The sequence below is a fragment of the Lentzea sp. NPDC051838 genome, from assembly GCF_040681245.1.
Lineage (GTDB): Bacteria > Actinomycetota > Actinomycetes > Mycobacteriales > Pseudonocardiaceae > Lentzea.
The window spans coordinates 278720-302987 of record NZ_JBFAYI010000002.1 but is presented as its reverse complement, the minus strand read 5'-3'; the positions used below and the strand labels follow the sequence as shown (position 1 = coordinate 302987).

Here is a 24268-nt window from a genome sequence, read left to right as displayed (position 1 = left end):
CGGCATCCAGCACGGATGCCGCGGCCGCGTCAGCTGCTCGGGACGGCGGCAAGATCGAGGAGAAGCTGCGTCGTCGCGTTGAGCTCGGCCGCGATCGTGCCGAGCGTCGCGTCGGCGGGCAGCTGGAACCTGGCACCGAACATGCATTGGCCACGTTGTCTGGCTTGGTTCTCGCCGAAGCCGATGCCGAGATGACGCGGCCCTCCCTCGGCAACCATCTGTTCCCAGGCGGCTCGGTCGTGCGCCGCCCTGGGTTTGGCCGAACTGGTCACCCAGTCCTTTCTCGCTGCGGCCATCGTCGGCCAGAGCGAGTGCAGGTACGCCCAGTCGAAGCCGGCGGACGTCTGCACTTCCTTCTGCATCAGGCAGACCTTGACGGACGGCCCGATGACGCTTCCCCAGCGGGGATCACCCGCGAACTTCGGGTAGTTGCGGACGCTGAGCCTCTCCTCGGCTTCGACGTAGATCCAGTAACCCGTCTTCTTCGCGGGCGTGTAGAGCCGCGCGACCCAACTCTGCCCGGCTGAAGAGCTGACCAGGTCGTGTTCGACCGCGGACGGTGGACGGAGCCGCCGGTAGACCCACGCCATCCGAGCCCGCATGGCGATGACGAAGGGCTCGCGGTCTCGCAGGTCGTTCCACCTGGTGTCGGCTGAGAGTCGCGGCATTGCCTGATCCACGTACGAAAGCCATGCGGAAGCGGTTTCCGAGATCCAAGCGACTTTGCTGTCCGCCATCGCCCGCAGAAGGTCTTCCCAGTAGACCGAACGCCATCCGCTGGACTCTGCGGCGTCGATCGGAAGGCGTTCAGGCGAGATCAGCACGTAGTGGGCGGCATCCGGAACTGCGGTGCGATATCGATGCAGCTGGTCGAGTCCGAGGCCGGACAGGACTTTCGCCTCCGCAACGCAGCGCTTCTCGTCGCCCACGGTGATGACGAGGTCGATGCGGTCGCGCTTGCGGACAGGCACTTCACGCTGGACGACGACCCGCTGCGGCGAGTCACCCAGACCCAGCAGCTCGGCAACCGGTTCGGGATCACTCTCGATCATGGCCGCGATCAGGTCGCTCCATCTGTTCTCCGCTCCCAGCGGCACCAAATGCCGGACCGGCGGCTGCACACTCGGCGAGTCCATGGCGCGACCGTACCCGCACTCCTGGCCAAGACGGCCGTAGTGTTGTGGCCAAGGAATGGGGGCCTGGTGAGGATCGCGGTCATCGGTGACGTCGGAGGACACGCTGTCCAACTGCGGCAGGCGTTGCGTGAGCTGCCACACGATGTGACGGTGATCCAGGTCGGCGATCTGGTCGACCGCGGACCGGACAGCCTCGGCGTCCTCGACGCCGTCGCGCCGATGCTCGGCGAGCGGTGGGTGCAACTGGCGGGCAACCACGAGGCTCAGTATCTGCCTGGCGCAACGGTTTTCTGGCCCGAGCCGCTGCCGGGTGTGGAGATGTTGCGCGCGTGGTGGGCCGACGGGCGGATGCGGGTTGCTGCCGCTGTCACGGCGAACGGGGACGAGTTCCTGTTGACGCACGCGGGGCTGACGGTTTCGGCGTGGCAGCGGTTGGGTGAGCCGGCCGACGCGGCCGAAGCCGCGGATCTGCTCAACGAACGGCCTGAGCTCATCTGGGAGATGGGGGCGCACGCGCGCGATGAGCAGGCTGGGCCGTTGTGGGCGGAGTCCGGGGCGGCGCTGCACGAGCCGTGGATGCGGTATGGCGGCATCGTTCCGTTCGGGCAGATTCACGGGCATTCGACGGTCGTTGATTTCAAGCACGAGCGTTGGCGGTGCGACGGCCGCGTCAAACATCGCACGACTGTCGACTGGGCGGCGCGCCACGTGACGACGAGGGTGGGCGGGCGGTTGTTCATCGGGGTCGACCCCGGGCATGGGCGGGATGGCGCCGGCAGTTGGCGGCCGCTGATGCTCGACGACGCCGAGGTCCACGCGCGGCTCTGAAATCCCCATAGACAGGGAGCATTCCGACGTTTTCAGCGCGTCGAGAAGTTCCGGTCTGGCCATGGCCCGATTGATGGTCTATACCAATAGTGGCCCCGCCTCCATCCCTGCCCTCAGGAGGTTCGTCATGCGGAACAAGCTGTTCAAGCTGGCCGCGGTTGTCGCACTGGCCGCCGCGCTACCCCTGCCGAACGCGCAAGCGGCCACGGCGTCGTCGGTCGCCCCCTACGTCGACATGGGTGCCTGGCCCACGCCGGTGTTGTCGGAGATGGCGAGCAAGGGTGGCGTCAAGAGCTTCACGCTCGGGTTCGTCACCTCGTACGGCTGCAAGGCCAGCTGGTTCGGTGCCTACGACCCCAGGACGGGGTGGCAGAAGGAGGAGATCCAGAAGCTCCGCAACGCCGGTGGGGACGTGAAGATCTCCTTCGGTGGTGCGTCGGGGATCGAGCTGGCGTACTACTGCACGACGCCGCAGACGTTGGCCGCCGAGTACGACGCCGTGGTCAAGGCGTACGCGTTGAAGTACGTGGACTTCGACATCGAGGGCGCGGCAGTGGCCGACCCGACGACCATTCAGCGGCGGTCGCAGGCGTTGAGGATCCTGCAGGACCGCAATCCCGGGCTGAAGATCTCGCTGACGTTGCCGGTGCTGCCCAGCGGGTTGACGCAGGACGGCGTGAACGTGGTGCAGTCGGCCAAGAACGCCGGTGTGAACCTCGACATGGTCAACGTCATGGCCATGGACTACTACGAGGGGCCCGCTGACCAGGGGGCCAAGGCGATCGCGGCGGCGAAGGCCACGCAGGCTCAGGTGAAGTCGGTCTACGGGCTGTCGGATTCGGCCGCCTGGAAGAAGATCGGGGTCACGCCGATGCTGGGCGTCAACGACTCGCGCAACGAGATCTTCTACCAGAAGGACGCGCGGGCGCTGGTGAGCTTCGCGAGCTCGGTACACCTCGGGATGCTCTCGTTCTGGGAGCAGGGGCGGGATGCCAACGCCTGCACCGGCGCGCTCTACCGGTGCAACAACATCCCGCAGCAGCCCTACGAGTTCGCGCGGATCTTCTCCGGCTACAACGGCTAGCCCAGCGTCCAGGTGGCCGTGTCTGTGTAGGCACGGCCATCTCGCGTGCCGGTGATCGTCACGGTGTTGGCGCCCGGACGCAACGTGATCGGCCACGTGTAGACGTCGGCACGCGGCTTCGGCGCACCGACCGCGACACCGTTGAGCACCAGCTGCACGTTGTCCGTTGTGCCGTAAGCACGAACAGTCGTCGAAGCAGCAGTCCGGGAAGTCCAGCGGGCGCTGTTCAGGTGCACGAACGGCGTGTTGGTCCACTGCGACTTGTAGAACCAGAACGCGTCCTTGCGCACCGAACGGTCATAGGTGACGAGGCCCTTGTCGTTGCGGCCCAACGTATCGCCCTCAGAACGGCTGTCGACCGCGAAGTCGAACATGTTCCACACGAACGTACCCCAGAGGTAGTCCCGGCTGCGAAGCTGCGTCCACGAGTTCTCGTGCACCAGCGTCTGGTACTCCTCCGGGTGCCAGCGCGAGGTCGTCACGGGCGGGGCCGGGTTCTCCTCGTGCTGCACCACGCTGCCACCGGCGCCATACTCGCTCAGCGCGATCCTGCGCGCGGGATCCTGGGCGTGCAGGCGATCCGCCCACGCGCCTGGACCCGTGCTGCTCTTGTCGTACCAGCCGTAGTACTTGTTGTAGGCGGCCAAGTCGGCGTGGCTGGACACCGGGTCGAGGTCGCCGATGTGGCTCGCGTAGGTGGACAACCGCCCGGCGTCTTCTGCCCGCACCGACGCCGCCAGGTCGCGCAGCAGGTTGTTGGTGGCGGTGTTGCTGGTCTTCTGCTCGTTGCCGATGCCCCAGAACGCGATCGACGGGTGGTTGAAGTTCTGCCGGATCATCTCCAGCAGCTGCTGCTGGGCGTTCGACCGGAACGCCGCGCTGTCGGCCACCTCGTTGACGAGCGGAATCTCGGTCCAGACGACGTAACCACGCGTGTCGGCGAGGTCGTAGACCTGCGAAGCCTGCTGGTAGTGGGCGGTGCGCAACGCGTTGACGCCCATCTCGTCCATCAGGTCGAAGTCCTGGCGCTGCTGCTCGGCCGACACCGCCCAGCCCACGTTCAGCCGGTCCTGGTGCGCGTTCACGCCGTTCAACCGCAAACGCTTGCCGTTCAACGAAAAGCCGGTCGCGGCGTCAACGGAGGTGACCCGCAAGCCCAGCGGCTGAGTGACGACGTCCTTCGCCACACCCGTGTCCGCGTCGATGATCTCCACGCTCGCGCTGTACAAGTACGGATCCGCCTTGCCGTTCCACCGATGCGGACGAGCAAGAGTCACCGTCTGCACGGTGTCGAACCCGGTGGCGGCATTGACCGAACGAACAGCGGAAACGCTCTCACCCACCACCACGCCGGCAGGATCCGCAACGACCGTGCGCACCTTGACGCGAGCAGGCGCAGCCCGGTTGTTCCACGCCTTCGTGGTCACCTCGACACTCGCGGACGCATCGGTGAGCGAACGCTGCCGCAGGTAGACGCCAGGACCGCCGTAGTCGCCCATGCGCACCCCGAGCGGATCCACGCCGGTCAGCGACACGTGCCGGTAGATTCCGCCGAAGAACGTGAAGTCAGCGGACAACGGCGCCACGTCGGCGGCCGCACGGTTGTCCGCCTTCACCGCGATCACGTTGTCCTGCCCCGGTTTCAGCACCGAGGTGGCGTCGAAGCGGAACCCCGCGAACCCACCGCGGTGCTGCCCCAGCCGCACCCCGTTCACCCACACGTCCGCGACCTGGTTCACCCCGTCGAACTGCAGCCACAACCGCCGCCCGGACAACGACGTCGCAGGCGTGAAGTGCTTGCGGTACCAGCCGATTCCCCGGTAGTAGTTCGAGCCGCCGTCCTGACCGTCCGACGCGTTCCACGTGTGCGGAACCGACACCGCGCTCCACGACGAGTCGTTGAACGCGGGAGCTTCGGCCCCGGGAGCGTCCGCGCGCAGGAAGCGCCAGCCGGAGTCCAGGCTCACCGAGGCGCGCAACGTCGGTGGCGCGTACGCCGAAGCTGCTGGTGCACCAACGAACATCGCCGAGATCAGCACGAGCAGCGCCAGCAGACGTGTCATGTCCAGCACGCTATTGGCGGTGTTAAACCTGCGTCAACGAATGGAGCTAGTTCCGGTACAACGGGTTCGGGCAGTCCACGTAAACGCTCGCCGCGCCTTCCGCCCGCGTCCAGCGCAACAGCAGGTTCGCCTTCGCGGGCACGGTCGGACTCTCCAGCAACGAGTTCAGCAGTGTGAACGATCCATACCCCGAGAAAACTTCCCGTGCTTCCGACCACACATCCAGCGAGGGATGCCGTGACAGCACCGCACCCGCGATCTCCATCAGGTGGTTCACGATCAGGCAGTACTGGAGCCGCTCCCAGCCCTTGGCCTCGGACACCCCGCGCGAACCACCAGGACCGTCCACAGAGGACAGAAGCTCAGCATGCCTTGGCAGCAAACGCATGCCCTCGTGGTCGCGGTAGAACGCCTGCACCGGCATCCCGGAAGAGTCAACGCCCACCAGAACGTTCTGCAGATGGCACTCCATCACCACCCCGTGCGCGAAGAACGCGTGCAGCACAGGAGGAACGACGACCGACAAGTACTGCCGGAACCACCGCAAGGCGGAAGAGGAATCCAGACCGTCCAACGGATTCCCGTCGAACCCTTCACTGATTCCCGCCGCCAGCAACGGTGTCACGCCGGGCAACGTGTGCCGCCGCACCCCGTCGCGCACCACAACCGCAAGTCCCTCAAAGGATTCCTGAGAAGTCCGGTAACCACGATCGATGAGGAACGCCGTTCCGGGGTAAGTAGAAGCGATGTCGGAGAACACCGGTCTCAGCACCCGCGCGAGCGGCGGAATCCAGCGCAGGTCGTGCGCCCACAACCGGCGCACGTCGTTGGTGATCTGCACGTCGAGGCTGAACTTGTAGAACAGGTCGGCCGCCGGGTCGTACACCGTCCGCACGGACGACGTCGGCCACACCACGTGATCGGCCTCGGGACCGCTCATGCCCAGCAACGAGAGCTGCCACGGATGCGCCGGCAGCACCCCGGCGGGCAACGGCACGTCGCCGTCGTCGACGAACGAACCCTCCAGGTGCACCAACGAAAACGACGCGTGCACCTCGGGCGAGTACGGCAGCCACTCGGACGCGGGCAGCCCGCCACGGCCCTTCGGCGCGGGGTGGTAGCGATGCCCGGCGATCAACGCCTGCTCAGAGCGTTGGTAGAGGTCCGCAGGCGGCTCAGGACGAGCCGCCAGCATCGCCGCGATGGCCGACCGCGACCCCGCGATCTCGTCGAGGAACCCGACCGGCGGATCCCCGAGCTCCTTGGTGATCAACACAGCCAGTTCGTGCCACGACAGGGGTTGCCACGAACCGGTGAACACCTCGGGGTCGGACAGCCACCGCCCCTGCCGCGCCCGCAGCAGCACATCCGTGCGCGGCAGGCGGATCGTGCCGTCCGGCCCGGCCTCCCCCACCTCGCGCCGCAGGCAGTTGAGCAGGGCGGTCGAGGTGATGCCATCAGAGTCCACCGGTACTCGCTCCCCTGTGCCGATGTGTGATGATCTGATCATTCTGACGCAGACGCCGGTCGAGGCCGAATTCGCCGCGGCCCTGTCCCCCGACCGAGCCGGGCGGTTCCTCGCGGCACTGCCGGGAGCCCGCGCGGCCGTCCTCACGCGTCTGCGACGAGCCCTCACGATCGAGCCGTTGCCGCAGGTCAGCGTCAACGCCGACGACTACGGACACCCCGTCGACCTCCTCACCGCACTGCGCTGGGCGAACGCTGAAAACCTGACCGCCGAGGTCGCCCACAGCGTGGCCGGACTGGCGCTGTCCCGCACAACGAGCCCGCTCACGACTCCATTCCTGCACCGGTCGCTGGAGGAGCACGAGCAGAGCGTCGTCGACGGCCATCCGCTGCACCCGTGCTGCCGCAACCGCACCGGGTTCACCGCGACGGACCACCTCGCGTACGGCCCTGAGCACCGCCCAACGGTCGTGCTGAGACTCCACCCCGCCAAAAACCACGTGGTCCACGGCGACTGGCCCGCCGAACTGCGGGACGGCGACGAGATCCTGCTCCCGGTGCACCCGTGGCAGGCCGACCGCCTGAACGTCCTGAGCGTCGCCACGCTCGACGCCGGCCCGCTGATGGCACTCCGGACCCTCTCGGCCGGCGACTGGCACGTCAAAACGACGCTGAGCGCCCAGATCACGTCCGCGGTCAGGGACATCTCCGGCAACTCGATCACGACGGCCACGACGGTCTCCGACTTCCTCAGCCGCACCGTCGAAGGCATCGACCTGCAGCACAACCGGGCGTCTGCGGCAGCGCTCACCCACGGCGAACCGGACCGCGCGCTCGGCGTGATCCTCAGGGACAAACCCGTGCCACGCGAGGGCGAATCCCTTCTCCCGCTGGCCGCCCTGACCGCACGCCCCGTGACCGGCGGCCCTCCCCCGATCCGGGAACTCGGCGACCCGGTCGAGTGGCTCACCGAGTTCGCCGAGCTGGCCGTCCCACCGCTGATGACGCTGCTGGCCCGAGGCGTCGCGTTGGAGGCTCACGAGCAGAACCTGCTGGTAGGACTGGTCAACGGCAGGCCGCGAAGGCTGATCTACCGCGACCTCGCCGACATCCGCGTCAGCCCGCGCCCGGACCTCCCGGAACGCCTGCACGCCGACCACGAGAGCTTGCGCACCAAGACGTTCGCGACGTTCTTCGCGACCGCGATGACCGGCCTCGTCACCGCCCTCGACGCGCCACCCGAGGACCTCTGGCAGGCCGTCGCACGAACGATCCCCGACACCCCGGACCGGCACGCGCTGCTGCACGACCCGCTTCCGGCCAAACCGCTCACGCTGATGCGGCTCGATCCCAAAACCACGCGGTGGGCACGCCTGCCCAACCCGTTTCAGGGCACCTGACCGCCGCCCAGCAGGACCTCCTGGTGCTGCCACGCCAGCGACAGCAGCGCCGCGCCCGCCGCCTGGGTCGGCTCGTGGTGGACGAAGCGCTCAACGGTCGACGCGGTGAACGGAAGGCCTTCCAGCACGCGGCCTTCGTCGTTGTGCGACACCAGATCGCCGAACAGCGCGTCGAACTCGGCGGCCTCGATCACCGCGACGGTGAGCATGTCGGTGGCGAACGTCAGCGGGTCGACGCCCATGCCGAGGTACGACACGCGGGCCGCCGACGTCAGCTGCCGCGCGAACGGCCACGACGAGTAGTCGACGCCGTGGATCTCCGGTGCGCCGAGCAGCTCCTCGGCGAACTCGCGGATCATGCTGTGCCACAACGAGAAGTCGTCGTCGCCGGCCGACTGGAACACGCCGACGGGCAGCACCTGGTACATGCCGCCCGCGTGCCCGACGCGCTTCGGGTCGCGCCAGTGCAGGTAGAACGTCGCGTCGCCGGTCGCCGAGTCGTGCCGGATGGTCAACGTGCTGATGGCGACGTTCACCGGCCGATGAGCCGGGTCGCACGGATCGCCCACGGCAGAACGCAACGGCAGCTTGTGCGTCACGCCGAGCTCACGGGCCGCGTACTCGTGCGCGCAGGCCTCGCCCACGTCGATGCCGTCGAAGTACGAGCCGAGGCCGAACGTCAGGTGCCGGTCGGTGAAGTCGAGCAGCCGGTAGGTCTCGCGGTTCTCGAACACCGTCGGCGAGGCCAGCGCGGCCATCGCCTCCGAGTAGCTCCCAAACCCGTCGGGGAGCAGGTCCGACGACAACGTCTCGAAGCCGGACGACCGTCCCAGCGACAGCGACAGGTCCTCCAGCGGCACCGGAGCGGCAGGCATCCAGTGCGGTGCCGTGAGCAGCGGTGTGCCCGCGACCTTGGGCACGTCCGGGTACTCACCCGCGGCCTTCACCGCCAGCGCGTGGCGGTGTTCGAGCAGGTGAGCGCGGACTTCGAGCCACTGTTGCGACGTCGGCATGACCTCATTTTCGACTGAGACACGACGAAATGACCGGGCCGCCTTCGGCCCGGTCTCCGCTCTACGAGGCTGTCAGGCCCGCCAGCGCCGGGACGCGTGGACCACGTCGCCGACCGCGCGCGCGAGGCTTCCGTCGGCGTCGACGTGGCGCTCGTACTCGGCCGGAACCGGCTTGGCCACCGCGGGCGGGGCCTCGTACGGGTCGCTGTCGTCCCAACGCAGCCTGCGCGCCGTCTTCACGAACGCGACCGCCGCGGCCAGCAGCAGCACCCCGATCGCGACCGGCCACCAGACCGATTCCGCGACCGCGATGGCGAACTGGACCTGGGCCACCACGACGAAGACGACAGTGAGTCCGACCACCGACCACGGGGCCGATCTGCTGTCGTTTCTGCGTCTGGCGGCACCACTTGCCCCCATTGGCGTCACCTCCACCGATGTTGCCGTGGACATCGGCGATTGATCGCACGGAGTTACAACGCCCAAGCGTACTCCCTGGTCGTTTGGTTGCGGACTGTCATCACCCGCACGTCCGCTCACCAGCGGCTGGAGGTTGCCTGAACGGTGCGGAATTCACTCGGTGGTGTGATCATCAACTGGTGTCCGCACAGCACGCGGGAGACCCCGCCTCATTCGCCGCCGATGTACTCGACGAAGGTCCGGCCGAGCCGGAGTACGAGCCGGGCGTTGCTTCGAGACGGCCCACCAAGACCTCCGCGGGTGGCGCGCTGATCCGTGATTCCACCGGACGTGTGCTCTTCGTGGTGCCGACCTACAAGGCCGTGCTGGACATCCCCGGCGGCATGACGGAGGACGACGAGTCCCCGAAGGCCGCGACCGTCCGGGAGATCCGCGAGGAGCTCGGGCTCGACCTCGCGCTGGGGCCGCTGCTCGTCGTCGACTGGACGCCTCGCAACGGCGTGTGGCGCGACTGCCACCAGTTCGTGTTCGACGGCGGGGTCGTGGACGACGCGAGAGCGCACGACGACGAGCTCTCAGGCGTCCTGTACCTGACATTGGACGAGGCGCGGGCTCGAATCTACCCGTCGCTGCACCGGCGGCTCACGTTGGCTCTCAGGGCGCTTGAGAGCGGTTCCACGGTCTACGCCGAGTTCGGGCGGGAAGTATGAGGATCGTCTCGCTGCTGCCCGCCGCCACCGACATCGTGGCCGAGCTGGGCCTGCTGGAACACCTCGTCGGCCGCACCCACGAATGCGACTGGCCGGCCGAGGTCGCGAGCGTCCCGGTCGTCACCAGCACCGGCATCGACCAGAACACGCTGAGCAGCCGGGAGATCTCGGCGACCGTCCACCACGGCTCGTCGTTGTACGGGTTGGACACCGACCTGCTCAACGACCTGAAGCCGGACGTGATCCTGACGCAGGACCTGTGCGACGTCTGCGCGATCTCCTACGAGAAGGTCTCCGAGACCGTCCGCCTGATGGACGTCGGGCCGAAGGTGCTCAGCCTGGAGCCGTCCACATTGGACGAGGTGCTCGACTGCCTCAGGACCGTCGGCGACACGCTCGGAGTGGACAGCAACGACAAGATCGCAAGTCTCCACCACCGCATCGACCACGTCGAACAGCAGACCAGAACGCTGGAACACCCGAGGGTCGCGGCGATCGAATGGCTGGATCCCGTGTGGCCGGCCGGCCACTGGGTCCCGGAGCAGATCGCGAAAGCCGGCGGAGTCCCTCTCATCGCCGCCAAGGGCGAGCACACCACACCGATCACCTGGCAGACCGTCCACGACGCGAACCCCGACGTCGTCCTGCTCATCCCGTGCGGCTTCCCACCGGAACGAACCCTGAAAGAGCTCCCCGACCAGCGGTTCCCCGAGACGTGGGTGCTCGACGGCCCGAGCTACTACAACCGCCCCGGGCCACGGGTCGTGCGCGGCATCGAGATCCTCGCGAACGTGTTGCACGACATCGGGCCGGCCCCGGAGCCGGGAGAAGCCCTTAAGCTCGCCCCATGGACCTGAGCGCGTTCCCCCGAGTCGCACTGGGCAGCTGGCCGACCCCGCTCGACGACGCCCCGAGGCTCGCGACCGCGCTCGGCAGCCCGCCGGTCCTGATCAAGCGCGACGACGTCAACGGGCTCGGCGCGGGCGGCAACAAGCTGCGCAAGCTCGAGTTCCTGCTCGGCCAGGCGATCGAGGACGGCGCGGACACGATCATCACGTTCGGCACGCTGCAGACCAACCACGGCCGGCAGACCGCGGCCGCGTGCGCCAAGCTCGGGCTGAAGTGCGAGCTCGTGCTCACGGCCAAGGTGCCGATGAAGGGCGACGCGTACGAGAAGTCCGGCAACGTCGTGCTGGACCACATGTTCGGCGCGAAGGTGCACATCTGCGCGGACGCCGAGGAAACGGTGGAAACCTACGCGCGAGTAAACCACGACAAAGCCGTGACGCTCCCGGTCGGCGGCTCGAACGGGCTCGGCACGCTCGGCTACGTCGCCGCCGCGGTCGAGCTGATCGGGCAGCTCAACGAACGCGGTGTCGACAACGCCACCATCGTTGTTCCGCAGGGCAGTGGCGCCACGGCGGCGGGCATCGCGCTCGGCACGGAACTGCTCGGCTGGCCCGGCACCGTGCACGCCGCGAGCGTCTCCCACTCGGCGGAAGACGCCGAACAGGAACTCCGCACGCTCGCGAACGACGCCGCCGAACTGCTGCGGGTCGCATCCCCGAAGCTCGACCACGTCCGAGTCACCGACGACACCATCGGCCCTGGTTACGGCGTTCCGACGGCGGAGATGTGGAGCGTGCTGAAGCTGTTCGCCCGGGCCGAGGGCGTCATCCTCGACCCGGTCTACACGGGCAAGGCAGCGGTGGCTTTCGAACGCCTCGCGCCCACCAGCGAAGTACCCGTCGTGTTCCTCCACACGGGTGGTCTTCCGGGCTTTTACGGCTATTCCCCGGAAGCCGTCGCCCAGTTCTGATAAAGGCCGGCAAAGACAAAGCAGCGGTCAGCTATTGACCACGTTTTGTCCATGAATCCCACCCATTTCACCCGGCATAATCGCGCTCATACGTGAACCAATAAGGGACCGGTCCCGCCAATGGTGCGGTATCAATCCTCGGTACATTCCACGAGCGTCAGTGGGTGAATTGACCTATGCGTCTCTCCGTGCTCGCCTCGACAGCGGCAACGCTGCTGCTGAGCTCGCCGGGCGTGGCACTGCAAGAACCAGAACCCGTCATCCAGCCCGCGAACATCGTGGTGCTGGTCGACGAGTCCAGCAGCATCAGCGCGCAGGACATGGATCGCGAGCGCGAGGCCGCCGCACTCATCGCGCTCGGCGAGTTCGCCCCGTCCAGCACCATCGCCGTCGTCGGGTTCGGCAGCGACAACGGCGGCCAGTCGCCGGTCGACGTGGTGTGCCCGCCGAGCACCGTCGCGACCGCGCAGGACCGCCAGCGCCTCAGCGACTGCACCAGAAACCTCAAGAGCCGCACCGAGGGTGACGGCACCGACCACGCGGCCGCGCTGCAGCAGGCACTCAGCTACCTCAAGGGCGACAAGCAGGGTCCGAAGCTCGTCTTCCTGCTCACCGACGGCAAGCTCGACGTCACCGACAGCCCGCGCTACGGGCCGGACAACATCGGCGACCAGCGCAACCGCACCGCGCACGACCTGATCGGCACCCTGCTGCAGGAGGCGAACAAGGAGAAGATCCAGGCCTGGCCGCTCGGGTTCGGCGACGTCGACCAGGCACAGCTCGACCGGTTCGCGAAGGGCTCGTTCCAGGGCCAGTGCGGCGCGAAGTCCCCGACGCCGACGGCCACGAAGGTCAACAGCAGCGCGGACGTCGCCCAGGCGCTCATCAAGGCGTTCCAGGCGGGCAGATGCGCTGGGGCGAGCGACATCCAGCGCACGCCGGTGAGCAGCGGCGGCACGGCGGAGGCCAAGGTCAGGATCCCGGTGATCGCCACCGACGGCTCCATCCTCGTCACCAAGCACGACTCGCGCATCACCGTGTCCTATGTGGACCCCGAGGGCAACACCGTGCCGAAGTCGGGCACTCAAGGCGGTTCCACGTTCCAGGTCAGCGGCGAGAACGGCACGGTCGAAGGTCTGCGGATCGTGAACCCGCTGCCGGGCGAGTGGACCGTGAAGATCGCGTCCGCGCCAGGAGTGCCGGCGCTCGACGTCAGCACCGTCGTGATGTACCAGGGCGCGATCCGGTCGAGCATGACCGTGAACCCGCCCGCGCCCCAACCTGGTCAGGAGGTCACCGTCACGCTGAGCCTGCAGACCAGGAGCCGGTCGATCACCGATCCGAACGAGCTGAGGGACGTCGCGTTCACCGCCGACCTCGCCGGAGATGGCTTCACCACCGCGATTCCGCTCAACGACGACGCGCAGAACGGCGACAGCAGAGGCCGGGACGGCGTCTACTCCGGCAAGGTCGTCGTGCCGGACCAGGCGAAGGGCAAGGTCAAGTTCACCGGCACGGTCGCGGGCATCGGCATCAGCAGCGACACCAGGACCGTCGACGCCGCACTCGTCTCCGGTCCACGCCAGTTCTTCGCGGACGCGGGGTTCGAGCAGAAGGACTGGGAGGTCGACGCGGGAGGGACGATCAAGGGCAAGGTCACCGTCACGAACTCCTCAGGGCGCGCCCGAAAGGCCAGGATCGTCGTCACCGACACGTCACCGGGCACCGTCGTCAGCATCCCCGGCGAGCAGACCGTGCTCGACGTGCCGCCCACGGGCACCACCACGTTCGACTTCGGCCTGGCCTTCAGCAAGAACACCGCCTTGGGTGCCAACGCGTTGACGCTCAGAGTCGTCGACGACGAGAAACCGGACGACGTGATCTACGAGTGGCGGATCACCGCGACCGTCAAGAAGCCGCTGCCCTGGATGGAGATCGCGATCGCAGTCGGCGTCGCGATCGCAGTCACCACAGCGGTGGTCTACGCCGTCCAGTGGCGGCGTCGGCGCGACGTCCGCGGTCTCGTCGTCCGCCTCTACGACGGCTACCGGCCGTGCGGTGACCTGGCCGCACCGGAAGAGCGCGCATCCGTCCTGCGCTTCCACCTCGGCGAAGTCCACACAGGACTCGCGCAGCTCTCGCACTCCGCGGGCGGCGAGGACAGCTACGAGCTGAGCCGCGTGGGCGGACAGCTTCAGCTGCGCACTCCGTACGGCGACACGCTGCCACTTCAGCTCGGCGAGCGCGTGACCGTCAGCGAGAACCTCGCCATCGAGGTGCAGGACGAGCTCGCCCCCGTCGACTTCCCCGACCAGGACCCGCTGACGGCGCCTCACCACGAGGAACGCCCGTCGAGCGGCAGCCATCTGCTCTGAGCAAAGGGAACAGCATGCAGATCTACCAGCCCATGCTTTACGTCGGTCTGGGTGGCACCGGCTGCCGCGTCGGTGCCGAGCTGGAGCGCAAACTGCGCGAGGAGCTGTGCGGACCGGACGGCTCGGAGCTGCAGCACCGCATGCAGGGCAAGAACTTCCTGCCCTACCAGCTGCCGTCGTGCCTGCAGTTCGTGTACGCGGACCTGAGCGAGGACGAGTTCGGCGCTCTGGAGCGCCGAGTGGTCCCCGATCCCGAGTACCTGCCCGCCGCCGAACGCACGCTGCACCTCGTCCGCGAACTGGTGCCGCACCACGACACCTATCCCGAAGTGGCGCGCAGCCTGCGACTGGCTGCACCGCAGTACATCGAGTCGTGGCTGCCCCCGCCCACCGGTGAACCGCGCATCGGCCCGCTCGCCCGCGGCGCCGGTCAGCTGCCGACCGTCGGCCGCGCGGCGCTCTTCGAGACGTTCCGCGGCGGCACATCAGCTGCGCAAGCCCCTTTGCGCAAGGCGATCGGCGCAATCAACAACTCGCTGGGCGAGCTCGCGATGCTCGGCGGCGGCAAGAGGTCGTTGTCGTGCGACGTCTTCGTGGCGTTCTCCGTCGCGGGTGGCACCGGCAGCGGCATCTTCTTCGACTTCCTGCACCTGATCGGCGACGTCTTCGCGCACCAGGACTACCGCGCGAGGATCTTCCCGCTGGTGCTCATGCCGTCCGCGTTCGACGAAGGACTCGGCGGCGGCCGGGCAGCGAGACTCAACGCGGGCCGGTCGCTGCTCGACCTGTTCCGGCTGGTTGACGACCAGAACGCCCAGACCGCGGGCACCGAGCTGGACAGCAGCGGCATCAGCGGCTCGCTGTCGGTGCGCTACCCGGAACGCGAGGAGATCCGGCTGCGCGCCTCGACCGTGCAGACCGCGTTCCTGTTCGGCAAGAGTCCTGGCGTACAACGGGAAGACCTGCACCGGTCGATCGTGTCGCTGGTGCTGTCGTTGATCGGCACGGATCTCGGCACCGACGGCGACGGCGGCAGTCACGCCATCACGCAGACCTACATGAGCTTCGCCGACTCGTTCATCAACAGCGCGGTCGAACGCGAGGTGCCTGCCGCGACGGGCATCGGAAACCGCGGTGTGTCCACGAGTTCGGTCGCGTCGATGACGGTCCCGGTCGACGACATCGCGGAGATCATCGCGTCCCGCCTGCTCGCCTCCGCGATCACCGAGCTGGACCAGCCCGCCGCCGGAACCGCCGAGAACAACGCGCCGTTCATCGAGCGGTTCTTCACCGAGTCCAATGTGGACCCGTTGCGGCTGCGGGCACCCGTGCCGATCAAGGAACCCGCGGCGGTCAGCGGCGCCGAGGCGATCTCCCGTGCGCTCGCGACCCGTGCCCGCACGATGGAGTCCGGTCTCGTCACCCTGGACAACCAGCTGGCCAGGCAGATCCCGGACATGGTGCAGACGTTCGACGCCGGCCGCGCGGTGAAGTCGCTGCTCGGCGAGCTCGACCTGTTCCGGTTGCGGCGCGTGCTGAACGGCCACGACGGGCTCACCGACGAGGCCAGCGCGCTCGGGTTCGCCAAGATCCTCGAACTGCGCCGCGGCGAGCCGGCCGCTCCGCCCGGCCTGACGCTGAACCCACCGACCAGCGTCGGGATCAAGGGCAAGTTCCTGCGCAAGCTGCAGTACTCCGACCCGGCCGTGCGGGCTGCCCTCGCCCGCCAGAACGAGTGGTACGCGTGGCGCGCCAAGCGGGTCTGGCACGCGGCGTGGAACGACAGGGCCGTGCAGTGGGACCTCAAGCTCAAGGCCGTGCAGCAGCAGGTTCTCTCGCTCGTCACGGCGTTCGAGGAGCACGCGCGGCAGAGCGAACGCCGGTTCGGCCCGCGCACCCAGGAGCTGTACCAGCAACGCGTCGGCGTCACGTACCTGTTGCCGCGCCAGGGCGAGCTCGACTCGTTCTACGACGCCGTGGTGCGCCGGTTCGTGGCCTACTACGTGCACCAGGCCGGCAAGCTGCACCCGACCGCGACGGCGGGCGACCTGGTCACCGAGATCCTCGGCGAGGAGGGCTGGAAGAACGCCTACGACATGGTGCTGGACGGACGCGGCCCCGCGATGGCCGTCGCGCACGTCAAGGACCAGGTCAAACAGGCGGTGAAGCGGCTCTTCTCGTTCCGCGACGGGGACCACCGGCCGTTGCTGCCGGCGTTGCAGGACCTGCTGGCGGCCGCGGCGGGCAAGCCGGGTGTGCAGGTCGGCGAGGACGAGCTGCTGCAGTTCCGGGAGAAGCTCGCTGGTCTCGTGCCGGGCGGGTTCGCGCCGAGCGGCACGGGCAAGCTGCGGATCCTGTTCAGCTACCCCGCGGCCGCGAAGGACCTCGAACTGGAGAAGTTCCTGCGGCAGGAGGTCTCGCTGCCGCGCCAGGACGCCGTGATCGAGTTCCGCCCGATCTCCGCCGAGTCGATCACGGTGGTGCTGTTCCGCAGCTCGATGGGCCTGACCGAGGTGCCGGAGGTCCGCGAGGTGCTCAAGCACTGGTCGGACGCGCTGAAACACGAGGAGCAGCAGGACTTCCTGCGCTGGCGGCAACGGCTCGGCTACGACTTCGGTTACCTGGCCACGACTCCCGAGCACCGCGAACGCATCCTGCACCACCTGCTGTGCGCGGCCTGGAACGACCAGGTCGAGGTGACGGGCGACGAGGACTCGCCGGCGGCGATCACGATCAAGCTCGGCGACGGCGCTCAAGCCAGCATGAAGCTGCCACTGGAACCGTTCGGCCGCATGTCGAGCTGGGCGAGCCTGCTGTCCTCGTACGAGGGGTGGGTGCTCGCCGACGACAAGCAGATCCGCCGCGACTTCTGCGCGAAGCTGATCGGCACGACTCCGCGCGGGGTGGATCGGCGGCCGGACAAGCCGTCGCAGCTGTTCGACCAGATCGTCGGGATGGCATCGGGTGAACTGGCGCGCATCGACGCCGAGCTCGGTCAGCGCACGGGCGAGAGCGGCACGCGCAGGCTGCTGGCGTTGCGCGAGTTCTGGGAGCAGACGCTGCCCGGCGCGCTGCGGCTGCCGTTCCGCGGCGTCACGAACCCGTTGCAGGACAACCTGCTCGACCTGCGCGAGTGGGTCGCGCGCGATCCCGAATGGTTGCGGCCGTGAACCCTGATCCCGTACTGGTGCTGGATCTCCGCACACCGGAGCCGGCCCCGTTCGCGCCGTCGAGCCGAATCCTGGTCGTCGACACAACGGCCGCGTTGAGCGAGCACCACGAGCACTTCGCGCGCCTCGCACGGCAGCCCCAGGTCACCGGCGTGGTCCTGGTGGCGATCGGCGGTCTCGGAGAAGATCCCGTGTTGCGCACGCCGTCGGCCCTCGCCGGCGTGGGTGTGACGCTGTGGGTCGGAGACGGCCTTGGCGTGCCGTGGGAAGGCGGCTCGCAACGGCCAGGCGCCGGATCCACTGAGTCCACTGTGGATGATCTGCTGTCGGCGCTGCGGTTGCCCAAGGTGTTCGACCGGGTGCTCGCGGACGTCGGCGTGATGCCGCACCAGGCCGCGAGCCCCGGCCTGGCCGTGGACTACGCGGTGGTCGAGCCGGGCATGATGCGGTCGTTGAAGCTGCGCGCGCTGCAACAGCTCGTGGCCACGGGTGTCGCAGCCCGGCTGCACGACCGCGAGTCGACCGAGCTGACGTCGGTGATGCGCTCGGCCACGGAGAGCGACGCGACCTCGGTGCGTCAGGGATCGCCGCTGTACGAGGCGATGTCGCACGCCCAGCGCGAGCTCCAGTCCGCCGCGCGGTCGATCGACCGGTGGCGGACGTGGCGTGGACTCTTCGGGCTGAAGGCGGCGCACCGAGTCGTGCTGGACCGGTTGGCGGCAGCTGGCAGAGCGCTGCTGCGGCACCACGAGGTCGCGCGCAAAGCGTTGGTGGACGTGGACTCCAGCCTCGCCGAGGGCTATCCGCCGCCGGGTGAGCTGGTGGAGCAGGGTCTGCCCTCCCCCGCGCCGGTCAACTCGCAGGAACTGGCCGATGCGGTGCGCAAGGCCGTGACGACGGAGCTGATCGGCGGCCGCACCCTGCCGGGCATCGCCGAGCAGGCTCGCAGACTGGGCAACCAGCTCGGGGTGGCGCGCAGTCTCGCGGTGACCGAGCAGGACTCGGCCGCCGACCTGGAGAAGTGGGCGAAGGGGTTGATCTCACCGCCGCCGATGCCGGTCTGGTCTCGTCCGATGGGGTTCCTGATCGCGGTGGCCGGTGCGTCCAGCCTGGTCAGCACTCTCGCGTCCGGTCTGGGCGCGTGGCCGTTGCTGCTCGTGGTGCCGCTGTGGCTCGGGCTGGTGACCCTGGTGTCCGCCAACGCTCCTGTCGGTCTCGATCTCGCTTTCCTCTACGCCGTCACGTTCTTCGCCACGAGCCTGGGCGGTGCGATCGGGCTGGGCAACGCGAACGACTGGTCACCCGGCGGGCTGGTGTCGGCCGGTGTCCTGCTGGCGCTCGTCGCTGTGGCGCTGCTGTCGACGTACCTGGTGTGGCGCGCGGTGATCGGCCAGTGGCGGGTCGACGACCTGCCGTTGCGCCAGGCGTTCGCGGCCGACCGGCGGCTGTCCGACCAGGTGTCGCGGACGATCGCCCAACGCTGGTCCCCCGCCGACCGCAGCCGCCGGCTCGCGGACTCGCTGCTCGTGGTCGCGGGCGGGGTCGACGCGGTGGTCGAGGTGTTCCGCGAGGTGATCTCCGAGGCGCAGGAGTCCGACGGCGAGCACACGTTCGGGGATTCCTCTGCCGGGCTCGCCGAGGTGCTGCACCACGACCTCGTGGCCGTGACGCTGGAGGTGCTGCGGCCGTCGTTCGACGCGATCGCCTCACGCCTGCCGTTGTCCGGCGACTCGCAACGATCCCTGGTGCGGGCGCGGGAGCTGCTGGCGGTGTACGACGACCACCTCGAACACGCAGGTCTGCGCGAGCTGCCGAGGTTCGTGAACGACGACGGGCCACGACGCAGGCTCGCCGCGACGTTGTGGCAGAGCTCGGCGTCGTCACGAGGGATTCTGCAGCTCACCGAACGCAGCCGGATGACGCAGCTGTGCGCGGCGGAGGACGTCCGGCTGCTGCAGGCCGACGGGGCGAAGGTGATGCACTTCGCGTCCGCGGACATGGATCTGCCGCCGATCGACAACGGTTCCGACGAGGTCATCCGCACGAAGGGCGACGCGGTGGGCGCGCTGCGGCTCACCCCGATCCTCGCCCGGTACGTCGAGCGCGAGGTGCAGACCCAGTGACCTTCGAGAAGCTCACCGGACGCGATCCGTCCGGCCGCGAGGCGTCGTGGGAGATCCAGGCGCTCGACGCGGACCGCGTGAAGACCGGTTCCGGCGTCACTTTGGTGCTCCGGTCGTTGCCCGCCGACGCCAGCCCTGTCGAACTCGCCGCGGCGGAAGTGCTGCTGGACAACGAGATCCGTGCGTTGACACGCCTGCACACTCGGTATTTGAAGGCGCTGCCCGAGCTGCCGCGGATCGTCGGGTACGACTTCGACTCCGCGGAACCGTTTGTGCTGCTGGAACCGCCGATCGGCAAGTGTGTAGACGGCGGGCTGCGGACGTTGCTGATCGACGAACGCCGCCGGTTCATGATCGGACTGTTCCGCGCGCTGGCCCAGCTCGACGCCGTGGATCTCGTGCACGGCTCGGTCGGGCTCTCGTCGTTGTGCTGGGACGGCGCGACGACCCAGCTGGTGGACCTGTCGTCCGCGGTCGGCACGGGTGAGGCGCCTCGCCTGTCCCGCAACGGTTCCACGGCTCATCCCGGTCACGACGTGCGGGCGGCGGGCCGGGTCGTCTACGAGCTGTTCACCGGCAAGCACGTGGCTCTGGGCGACACTCCGGACCTGGTGTCGCAGCCCGAGGTGCTGGCGTCGTTGCTGCGCGGCGTCTTCGACCCGGATCCGCGGCTGCGTCCCACGGCCGTGCAGATGCTGGAACGGCTGAACGACAGGGACCCGCTGCCGCGACCGGTCGACGTGACGTCCGCGATGAAGCCGGGCTACGACAGGTTCGACTCGTTGCGTCCGCCTCGCGTTGCGGAGGTTCCGGTGTCGCAGCCGACTGTGCCGCGACCGGCGCCCGTTCCGGCTCGGCCGCGGCAGATTCCTCTCGTTCCGCTGGCCGTCGTCGTCTTCCTCGTGGTGGCGGCGATCGCGATCCTCGTGGCGGTGATCTGATGACGACTCCCAGCACCAAGCGCGTGCAGTGCCCGATCTGCCTGGAGTCCTTCGCGTGGCGCGAGGACGCCCTGTACCGGCGGGTGGTCGACGACAGCGGCGCCCGCTGGGTCAAGGCGGACCTCTCCGGCATCACGAACGAGGTGAAGCGCAAGGACCGCCGCGCCCGGTGCTACGTGCGATGCCCCAACCCCGGCAAGGAGAACCACGAGCACTACCTGCCGGTCTCGCACCGCGACCACGGCGACCCGATCGTGATCGGCATGGTCGGCCGGCACGCGTCCGGCAAGACGCACCTGCTGACCGCGATGATCCACGAGGCGTTGCGCGGCGACCTGCGCCACCACGGGTTGACGTTCGAACCGGCCGACGAGCTGCGGCACGCGGCGTTCCAGCGCGAGATCGACCAGCTCATGCGCGGCAACAAGCTCAACGCCACCAAGGACCTCCGCGAGGACTTCGCCACGTACCTGCTGGTCCGGAGCGCTTCGGGTACCACTCGTCCGATCGTGTTCTTCGACGTCGCCGGTGAGGACTTCGTGCAGTCCGGGCCGCACTCGCTGGGCGGGCAGTTCGTGCTCGGTGCGACGGCGTTGATGTTCGTCGATCATCCGGCGAGCGCGGTGCCGCAGTTGCGCGGCGACAAGGACGTGGACCGCAACCCGGCGTTCTCAGGTGCGCTGGAACGGATGGGTCGGCGCGCGGACGTGACGAAGCTGCCGGTCGCGGTCGTTCTGTCCAAAGCGGACGAACTGCGTTACGAGCATCCCGTCGACTACTGGATTCGGCAGGACGATCTGCGCGAACCGTTGGACGCTGCCGCGATCCGCTCGGAGTCTCGGGATGTTTACGCGTTTCTGGATCGGTACGAGGCTAAGCACATGCTCGACGTGTTCGAACGGTTCGAGCGCAGCACGATGCACGTCGTGTCGGCCACGGGGTCTGAGGCCGACGAGAACAACCTGTTTCCGCGCGGTGTCCGGCCGGCTCGGGTTTTGCGGCCGTTGTTGGCACTGCTCGCAATGAGTGGCTTGGTAGACCATCCCGAGGCCGCGGAGGTAGGCACGTGAACTCGTTGACGATGTCACTGCGTGGGCTCGTGGATCATCCGGAAGCGGCGGAGGTGGGCGTGTGAGCGTGCAGCAGTTGCTGTTCGCCGTCAGCGACAGCAAGGGCATGGACCTGGTCGCCGCCTCCTTCCCCACCCACGACGTCGACGCGTGGGACGGCTGGAACGAGAAGCTGCGCCCGCACAGCCGGTTGCTGGGCGAGCTCGGGGTCACGCCGGGCATCTCGTTCAGCCACCTGTCGTTCCCGGACGGCACCGCGGCGTTGCTGCGCCGTTCGGCTCGTCCCGGTGACGTCGGCCGCAACGTCGCGCACGCCCTGGTCAGCGACCGTCGCACGATCGCCCGGCTGGTCCCGGCCATGACGGGCTGGGGCGGGTGGCTCGACGACCGGCCGCGCAGCAACGAGCTGCACGAGGTCGACCCGGCGGAGTTCACCGGGCAGCCGATGCCGCTGGACGACCCGTTGCTCCTGCCGATCCTCGCGCGCGTCGTGTCCAGACCCTCCAGCACGTACAGCGTCATCGGCGTGCCGGAAGGTCTCGAGCTGCCGGTGATGTGGGCGTTGCGCGCCCTGGTGCACGACCGGGAGTGGACCTTCTCGACCTACGAGCAGGGCGATGCCCTTCCCAACCTGCCGCGGGTGACGTTCCTGCGCGCCCGGCCCGTGCAGGCCGCAGAAGGCGAGCACCAGCGGATCGACGTGCGCGAACCGGCGCGTCCCGGCGACTGGGCGACCGCGCGTGCCGAGGATCTTCTGGCTGCACTCCGGAACGTCGACTCGGCTCGGGTTCCCGAGTTCGACGACACGCCGACCGTGATCATCGAGGAGCCTGCGGTGTCACCTGACGTGAGCTGGCCCGCCCCTGACCTGGTGCACGGCGACGCGCCGTTGCCGCACCGGCTCGTGCAGTTCGCCGAGCTGGCCGCGCAGATCGACGGCGAGGCGTGGCACGACCAGATCTGCGTGTGGATCGAGGACCGCGTGAACGCGCCCGATCCGTTCGTGGCGACGTTCGTGCAGGCCCAGCGCGCCAAGGGCTACACGGGCTTCGACGGCGCGATCAGCCGTCGCTGGCTGGCCGAGCAGGGTGTGGCCTTGGTGCGTCACGAAGTCTCGGAAGCTCCTCAGCGCTCCGCACGACCGCCCGTCGACGAACGCCTGGCCCACCGGATGTGGGGCAAGCACGAGGCGTGGTCCCGTTCCGCCAACCACTACAAGCGCCGGGCGAGCTCCTATCGTCTGGGAGTTCTCGGCACTCTGGCTGGCAGTGCCGTGCTCACCGTGGTGGCCGCGCAGTTCACGACGTCGTGGCCACCGGCCGTGAGCATCGGCGTCGCTGTCCTGACCGCCGCGCTCGTCATGCTCGGCATCTGGTTCCGCGCGGTGAAGGAGCCCGCGGAGCGCGCGCAGTGGACCCGATCGCGGATCATCGCCGAGCAGGTGAAGGCCGAGGTGGCCAAGTACCTCGCGGGCGCCTCGCCCTACCGCGACCGAAGAGCCGTGGCGTTGCTGAAGTCCGCTGTCGAACGCATCGAGGGCAGCGAGCCGATGCACGAGGTGGCGTCCGAGACCCCGTTGATCTACGACATCCGCTCCTATGTGGACAACCGCGTGCGCGACCAGATCTCCTACCACCGCGCCACCGCTCGCCGTCTGGGGCGCAACCTCCGGCAGCTGCGCACGGCCGAGTACGTCTTCCAGGGCATGGCGGCCGCGCTGGCCGCGGTCGGTGCCGTGCAGGGCTACCAGCTCGCGGTGTGGGCGGGTCTGCTCACCACGATCGCCGGTGCCGTCACCGCCCACATCGCGCAGACCGGCTACGACCGCCTGATCGTCCGCTTCCGCCGCACCGTCCACGACCTCGAAGAACTCGTCCGCACCCTGCCCGAGCTCGCCGATCCTGCCCTGGAGGACACCTTCGTGACGGGCTGTGAGCAGGTCATCGCGCGCCAGAACGACGACTGGTTGGCACAGCTCACGGGAAAGCAGTCAGCGTGATCAGTACCCTGGTGTTGTGACCGACTTGGCCGACGACCTCTCGCTCCTTCGCGACCTCGAACGGAGCCTGCTCGTCTACAAGTTCGCGATCGAGGAGCTCATGACGAAGCTCCGCATCCTCAGCGAGGAGTTCGACTCGGTTCACCGGCACGACCCGATCGAGCACATCACCAACCGCGTCAAGAAGCCGGAGGGCATCCTCGACAAGCTCCGCCGCAAGGGCCTGCCGCTCGACGTCGACTCGATCGGCGAGGTGCTCGACGACATCGCGGGCGTGCGCGTCATCTGCCCGTTCGTGTCGGACGTGTACCGCGTCTCGGCGATGCTGGCGCGGCAGCACGACGTGGAGATCCTGCGCACCAAGGACTACATCGCGGCACCCAAGCCCAACGGGTACCGCAGCCTGCACCTGATCGTGCGGATTCCGGTGTTCCTGTCGGACCGGGTGGAGCACGTGAAGGTCGAGGTGCAGCTGCGGACGATCGCCATGGACTTCTGGGCGACGTTGGAGCACAAGCTGTTCTACAAGTACTTCGACAGTCCGCCCGCGGATTTCGTGGACGAGTTGATGTCCTCGGCGATGATCGCGGCTCAGCTGGACGAGCGGATGGAGTCGTTGCACCGCCGGATCCACCAGGACGACCACTAGC

18 protein-coding genes are annotated in these 24268 nt (G+C 68.3%); 13 read left to right on the top strand and 5 right to left on the bottom strand.

All coding sequences use genetic code 11. From position 1 onward, the window contains the following. Nucleotides 1-29: 29 nt before the first annotated feature. Entirely contained in the window at nucleotides 30-1136 is a 1107-nt protein-coding gene (locus tag AB0M24_RS07335; protein ID WP_363762147.1) for a PD-(D/E)XK nuclease family protein, read from the bottom strand. A gap of 66 nt (nucleotides 1137-1202) precedes the next feature. Here AB0M24_RS07335 and AB0M24_RS07330 point away from each other — a divergent pair, with 66 nt between their 5' ends. Both AB0M24_RS07330 and AB0M24_RS07325 read left to right on the top strand, forming a co-directional pair. Next, on the top strand, nucleotides 1203-1964 hold the full coding sequence (locus tag AB0M24_RS07330; protein ID WP_363762145.1) for a metallophosphoesterase: 762 nt from the start codon (nucleotides 1203-1205) through the stop codon (nucleotides 1962-1964). A gap of 127 nt (nucleotides 1965-2091) precedes the next feature. Next, nucleotides 2092-3048: a chitinase gene (locus AB0M24_RS07325; RefSeq protein ID WP_363762144.1), complete on the top strand. Its 957-nt coding sequence runs from the start codon at nucleotides 2092-2094 to the stop codon at nucleotides 3046-3048. Here the strand turns inward: AB0M24_RS07325 and AB0M24_RS07320 are convergent. Continuing rightward, nucleotides 3045-5111: a glycoside hydrolase family 2 TIM barrel-domain containing protein gene (locus AB0M24_RS07320; RefSeq protein WP_363762143.1), complete on the bottom strand. Its 2067-nt coding sequence runs from the start codon at nucleotides 5109-5111 to the stop codon at nucleotides 3045-3047. The two genes, AB0M24_RS07325 and AB0M24_RS07320, sit on opposite strands and share 4 nt — an antisense overlap. A 46-nt stretch (nucleotides 5112-5157) precedes the next feature. Further along, entirely contained in the window at nucleotides 5158-6579 is a 1422-nt protein-coding gene (locus tag AB0M24_RS07315) for an IucA/IucC family C-terminal-domain containing protein (protein WP_363762142.1), read from the bottom strand. A gap of 22 nt (nucleotides 6580-6601) precedes the next feature. On the opposite strand from AB0M24_RS07315, the gene AB0M24_RS07310 reads away from it, so the two are divergent. Then, nucleotides 6602-7978 (top strand): IucA/IucC family protein, encoded by a 1377-nt coding sequence (locus AB0M24_RS07310; RefSeq protein WP_363762140.1) that lies wholly within the window; start codon nucleotides 6602-6604, stop codon nucleotides 7976-7978. Here AB0M24_RS07310 and AB0M24_RS07305 read toward each other — a convergent pair. Then, nucleotides 7966-8991, bottom strand: a complete 1026-nt coding sequence (locus AB0M24_RS07305; RefSeq protein ID WP_363762138.1) for a hypothetical protein — start codon at nucleotides 8989-8991, stop codon at nucleotides 7966-7968. The genes AB0M24_RS07310 and AB0M24_RS07305 overlap by 13 nt on opposite strands. A 72-nt stretch (nucleotides 8992-9063) precedes the next feature. Beyond that, nucleotides 9064-9354, bottom strand: coding sequence for a hypothetical protein (locus AB0M24_RS07300; RefSeq protein ID WP_363762136.1), 291 nt, complete (start codon nucleotides 9352-9354; stop codon nucleotides 9064-9066). A gap of 236 nt (nucleotides 9355-9590) precedes the next feature. On the opposite strand from AB0M24_RS07300, the gene AB0M24_RS07295 reads away from it, so the two are divergent. The 10 genes from AB0M24_RS07295 (at nucleotide 9591) to AB0M24_RS07250 (ending at nucleotide 24267) form a co-directional block, all read left to right on the top strand. Continuing rightward, entirely contained in the window at nucleotides 9591-10121 is a 531-nt protein-coding gene (locus tag AB0M24_RS07295; protein ID WP_363762134.1) for an NUDIX hydrolase, read from the top strand. Beyond that, a complete protein-coding gene (locus AB0M24_RS07290) occupies nucleotides 10118-10978 on the top strand; it encodes a cobalamin-binding protein (protein WP_363762132.1) in 861 nt (286 codons plus the stop codon). Before AB0M24_RS07295 ends, AB0M24_RS07290 begins: the two co-directional genes overlap by 4 nt. Beyond that, nucleotides 10969-11940, top strand: a complete 972-nt coding sequence (locus AB0M24_RS07285; RefSeq protein ID WP_363762130.1) for a D-cysteine desulfhydrase family protein — start codon at nucleotides 10969-10971, stop codon at nucleotides 11938-11940. Before AB0M24_RS07290 ends, AB0M24_RS07285 begins: the two co-directional genes overlap by 10 nt. A gap of 176 nt (nucleotides 11941-12116) precedes the next feature. Continuing rightward, the gene (locus AB0M24_RS07280; RefSeq protein WP_363762128.1) at nucleotides 12117-14315 is read left to right on the top strand and encodes a vWA domain-containing protein; all 2199 of its coding nucleotides are present in this window, start codon (nucleotides 12117-12119) and stop codon (nucleotides 14313-14315) included. A gap of 14 nt (nucleotides 14316-14329) precedes the next feature. Then, nucleotides 14330-17485: a tubulin-like doman-containing protein gene (locus AB0M24_RS07275; RefSeq protein WP_363762125.1), complete on the top strand. Its 3156-nt coding sequence runs from the start codon at nucleotides 14330-14332 to the stop codon at nucleotides 17483-17485. Beyond that, nucleotides 17482-19608, top strand: coding sequence for a hypothetical protein (locus AB0M24_RS07270; RefSeq protein WP_363762123.1), 2127 nt, complete (start codon nucleotides 17482-17484; stop codon nucleotides 19606-19608). Before AB0M24_RS07275 ends, AB0M24_RS07270 begins: the two co-directional genes overlap by 4 nt. Then, entirely contained in the window at nucleotides 19605-20549 is a 945-nt protein-coding gene (locus AB0M24_RS07265) for a hypothetical protein (protein ID WP_363762122.1), read from the top strand. Before AB0M24_RS07270 ends, AB0M24_RS07265 begins: the two co-directional genes overlap by 4 nt. Then, nucleotides 20549-21619 (top strand): hypothetical protein, encoded by a 1071-nt coding sequence (locus AB0M24_RS07260; protein ID WP_363762120.1) that lies wholly within the window; start codon nucleotides 20549-20551, stop codon nucleotides 21617-21619. Before AB0M24_RS07265 ends, AB0M24_RS07260 begins: the two co-directional genes overlap by 1 nt. Before the next feature lie 61 nt (nucleotides 21620-21680). Then, a complete protein-coding gene (locus tag AB0M24_RS07255; RefSeq protein WP_363762118.1) occupies nucleotides 21681-23618 on the top strand; it encodes a DUF4231 domain-containing protein in 1938 nt (645 codons plus the stop codon). A gap of 16 nt (nucleotides 23619-23634) precedes the next feature. Continuing rightward, nucleotides 23635-24267, top strand: coding sequence for a GTP pyrophosphokinase family protein (locus AB0M24_RS07250; protein WP_363762116.1), 633 nt, complete (start codon nucleotides 23635-23637; stop codon nucleotides 24265-24267). Nucleotide 24268: the final 1 nt, after the last annotated feature.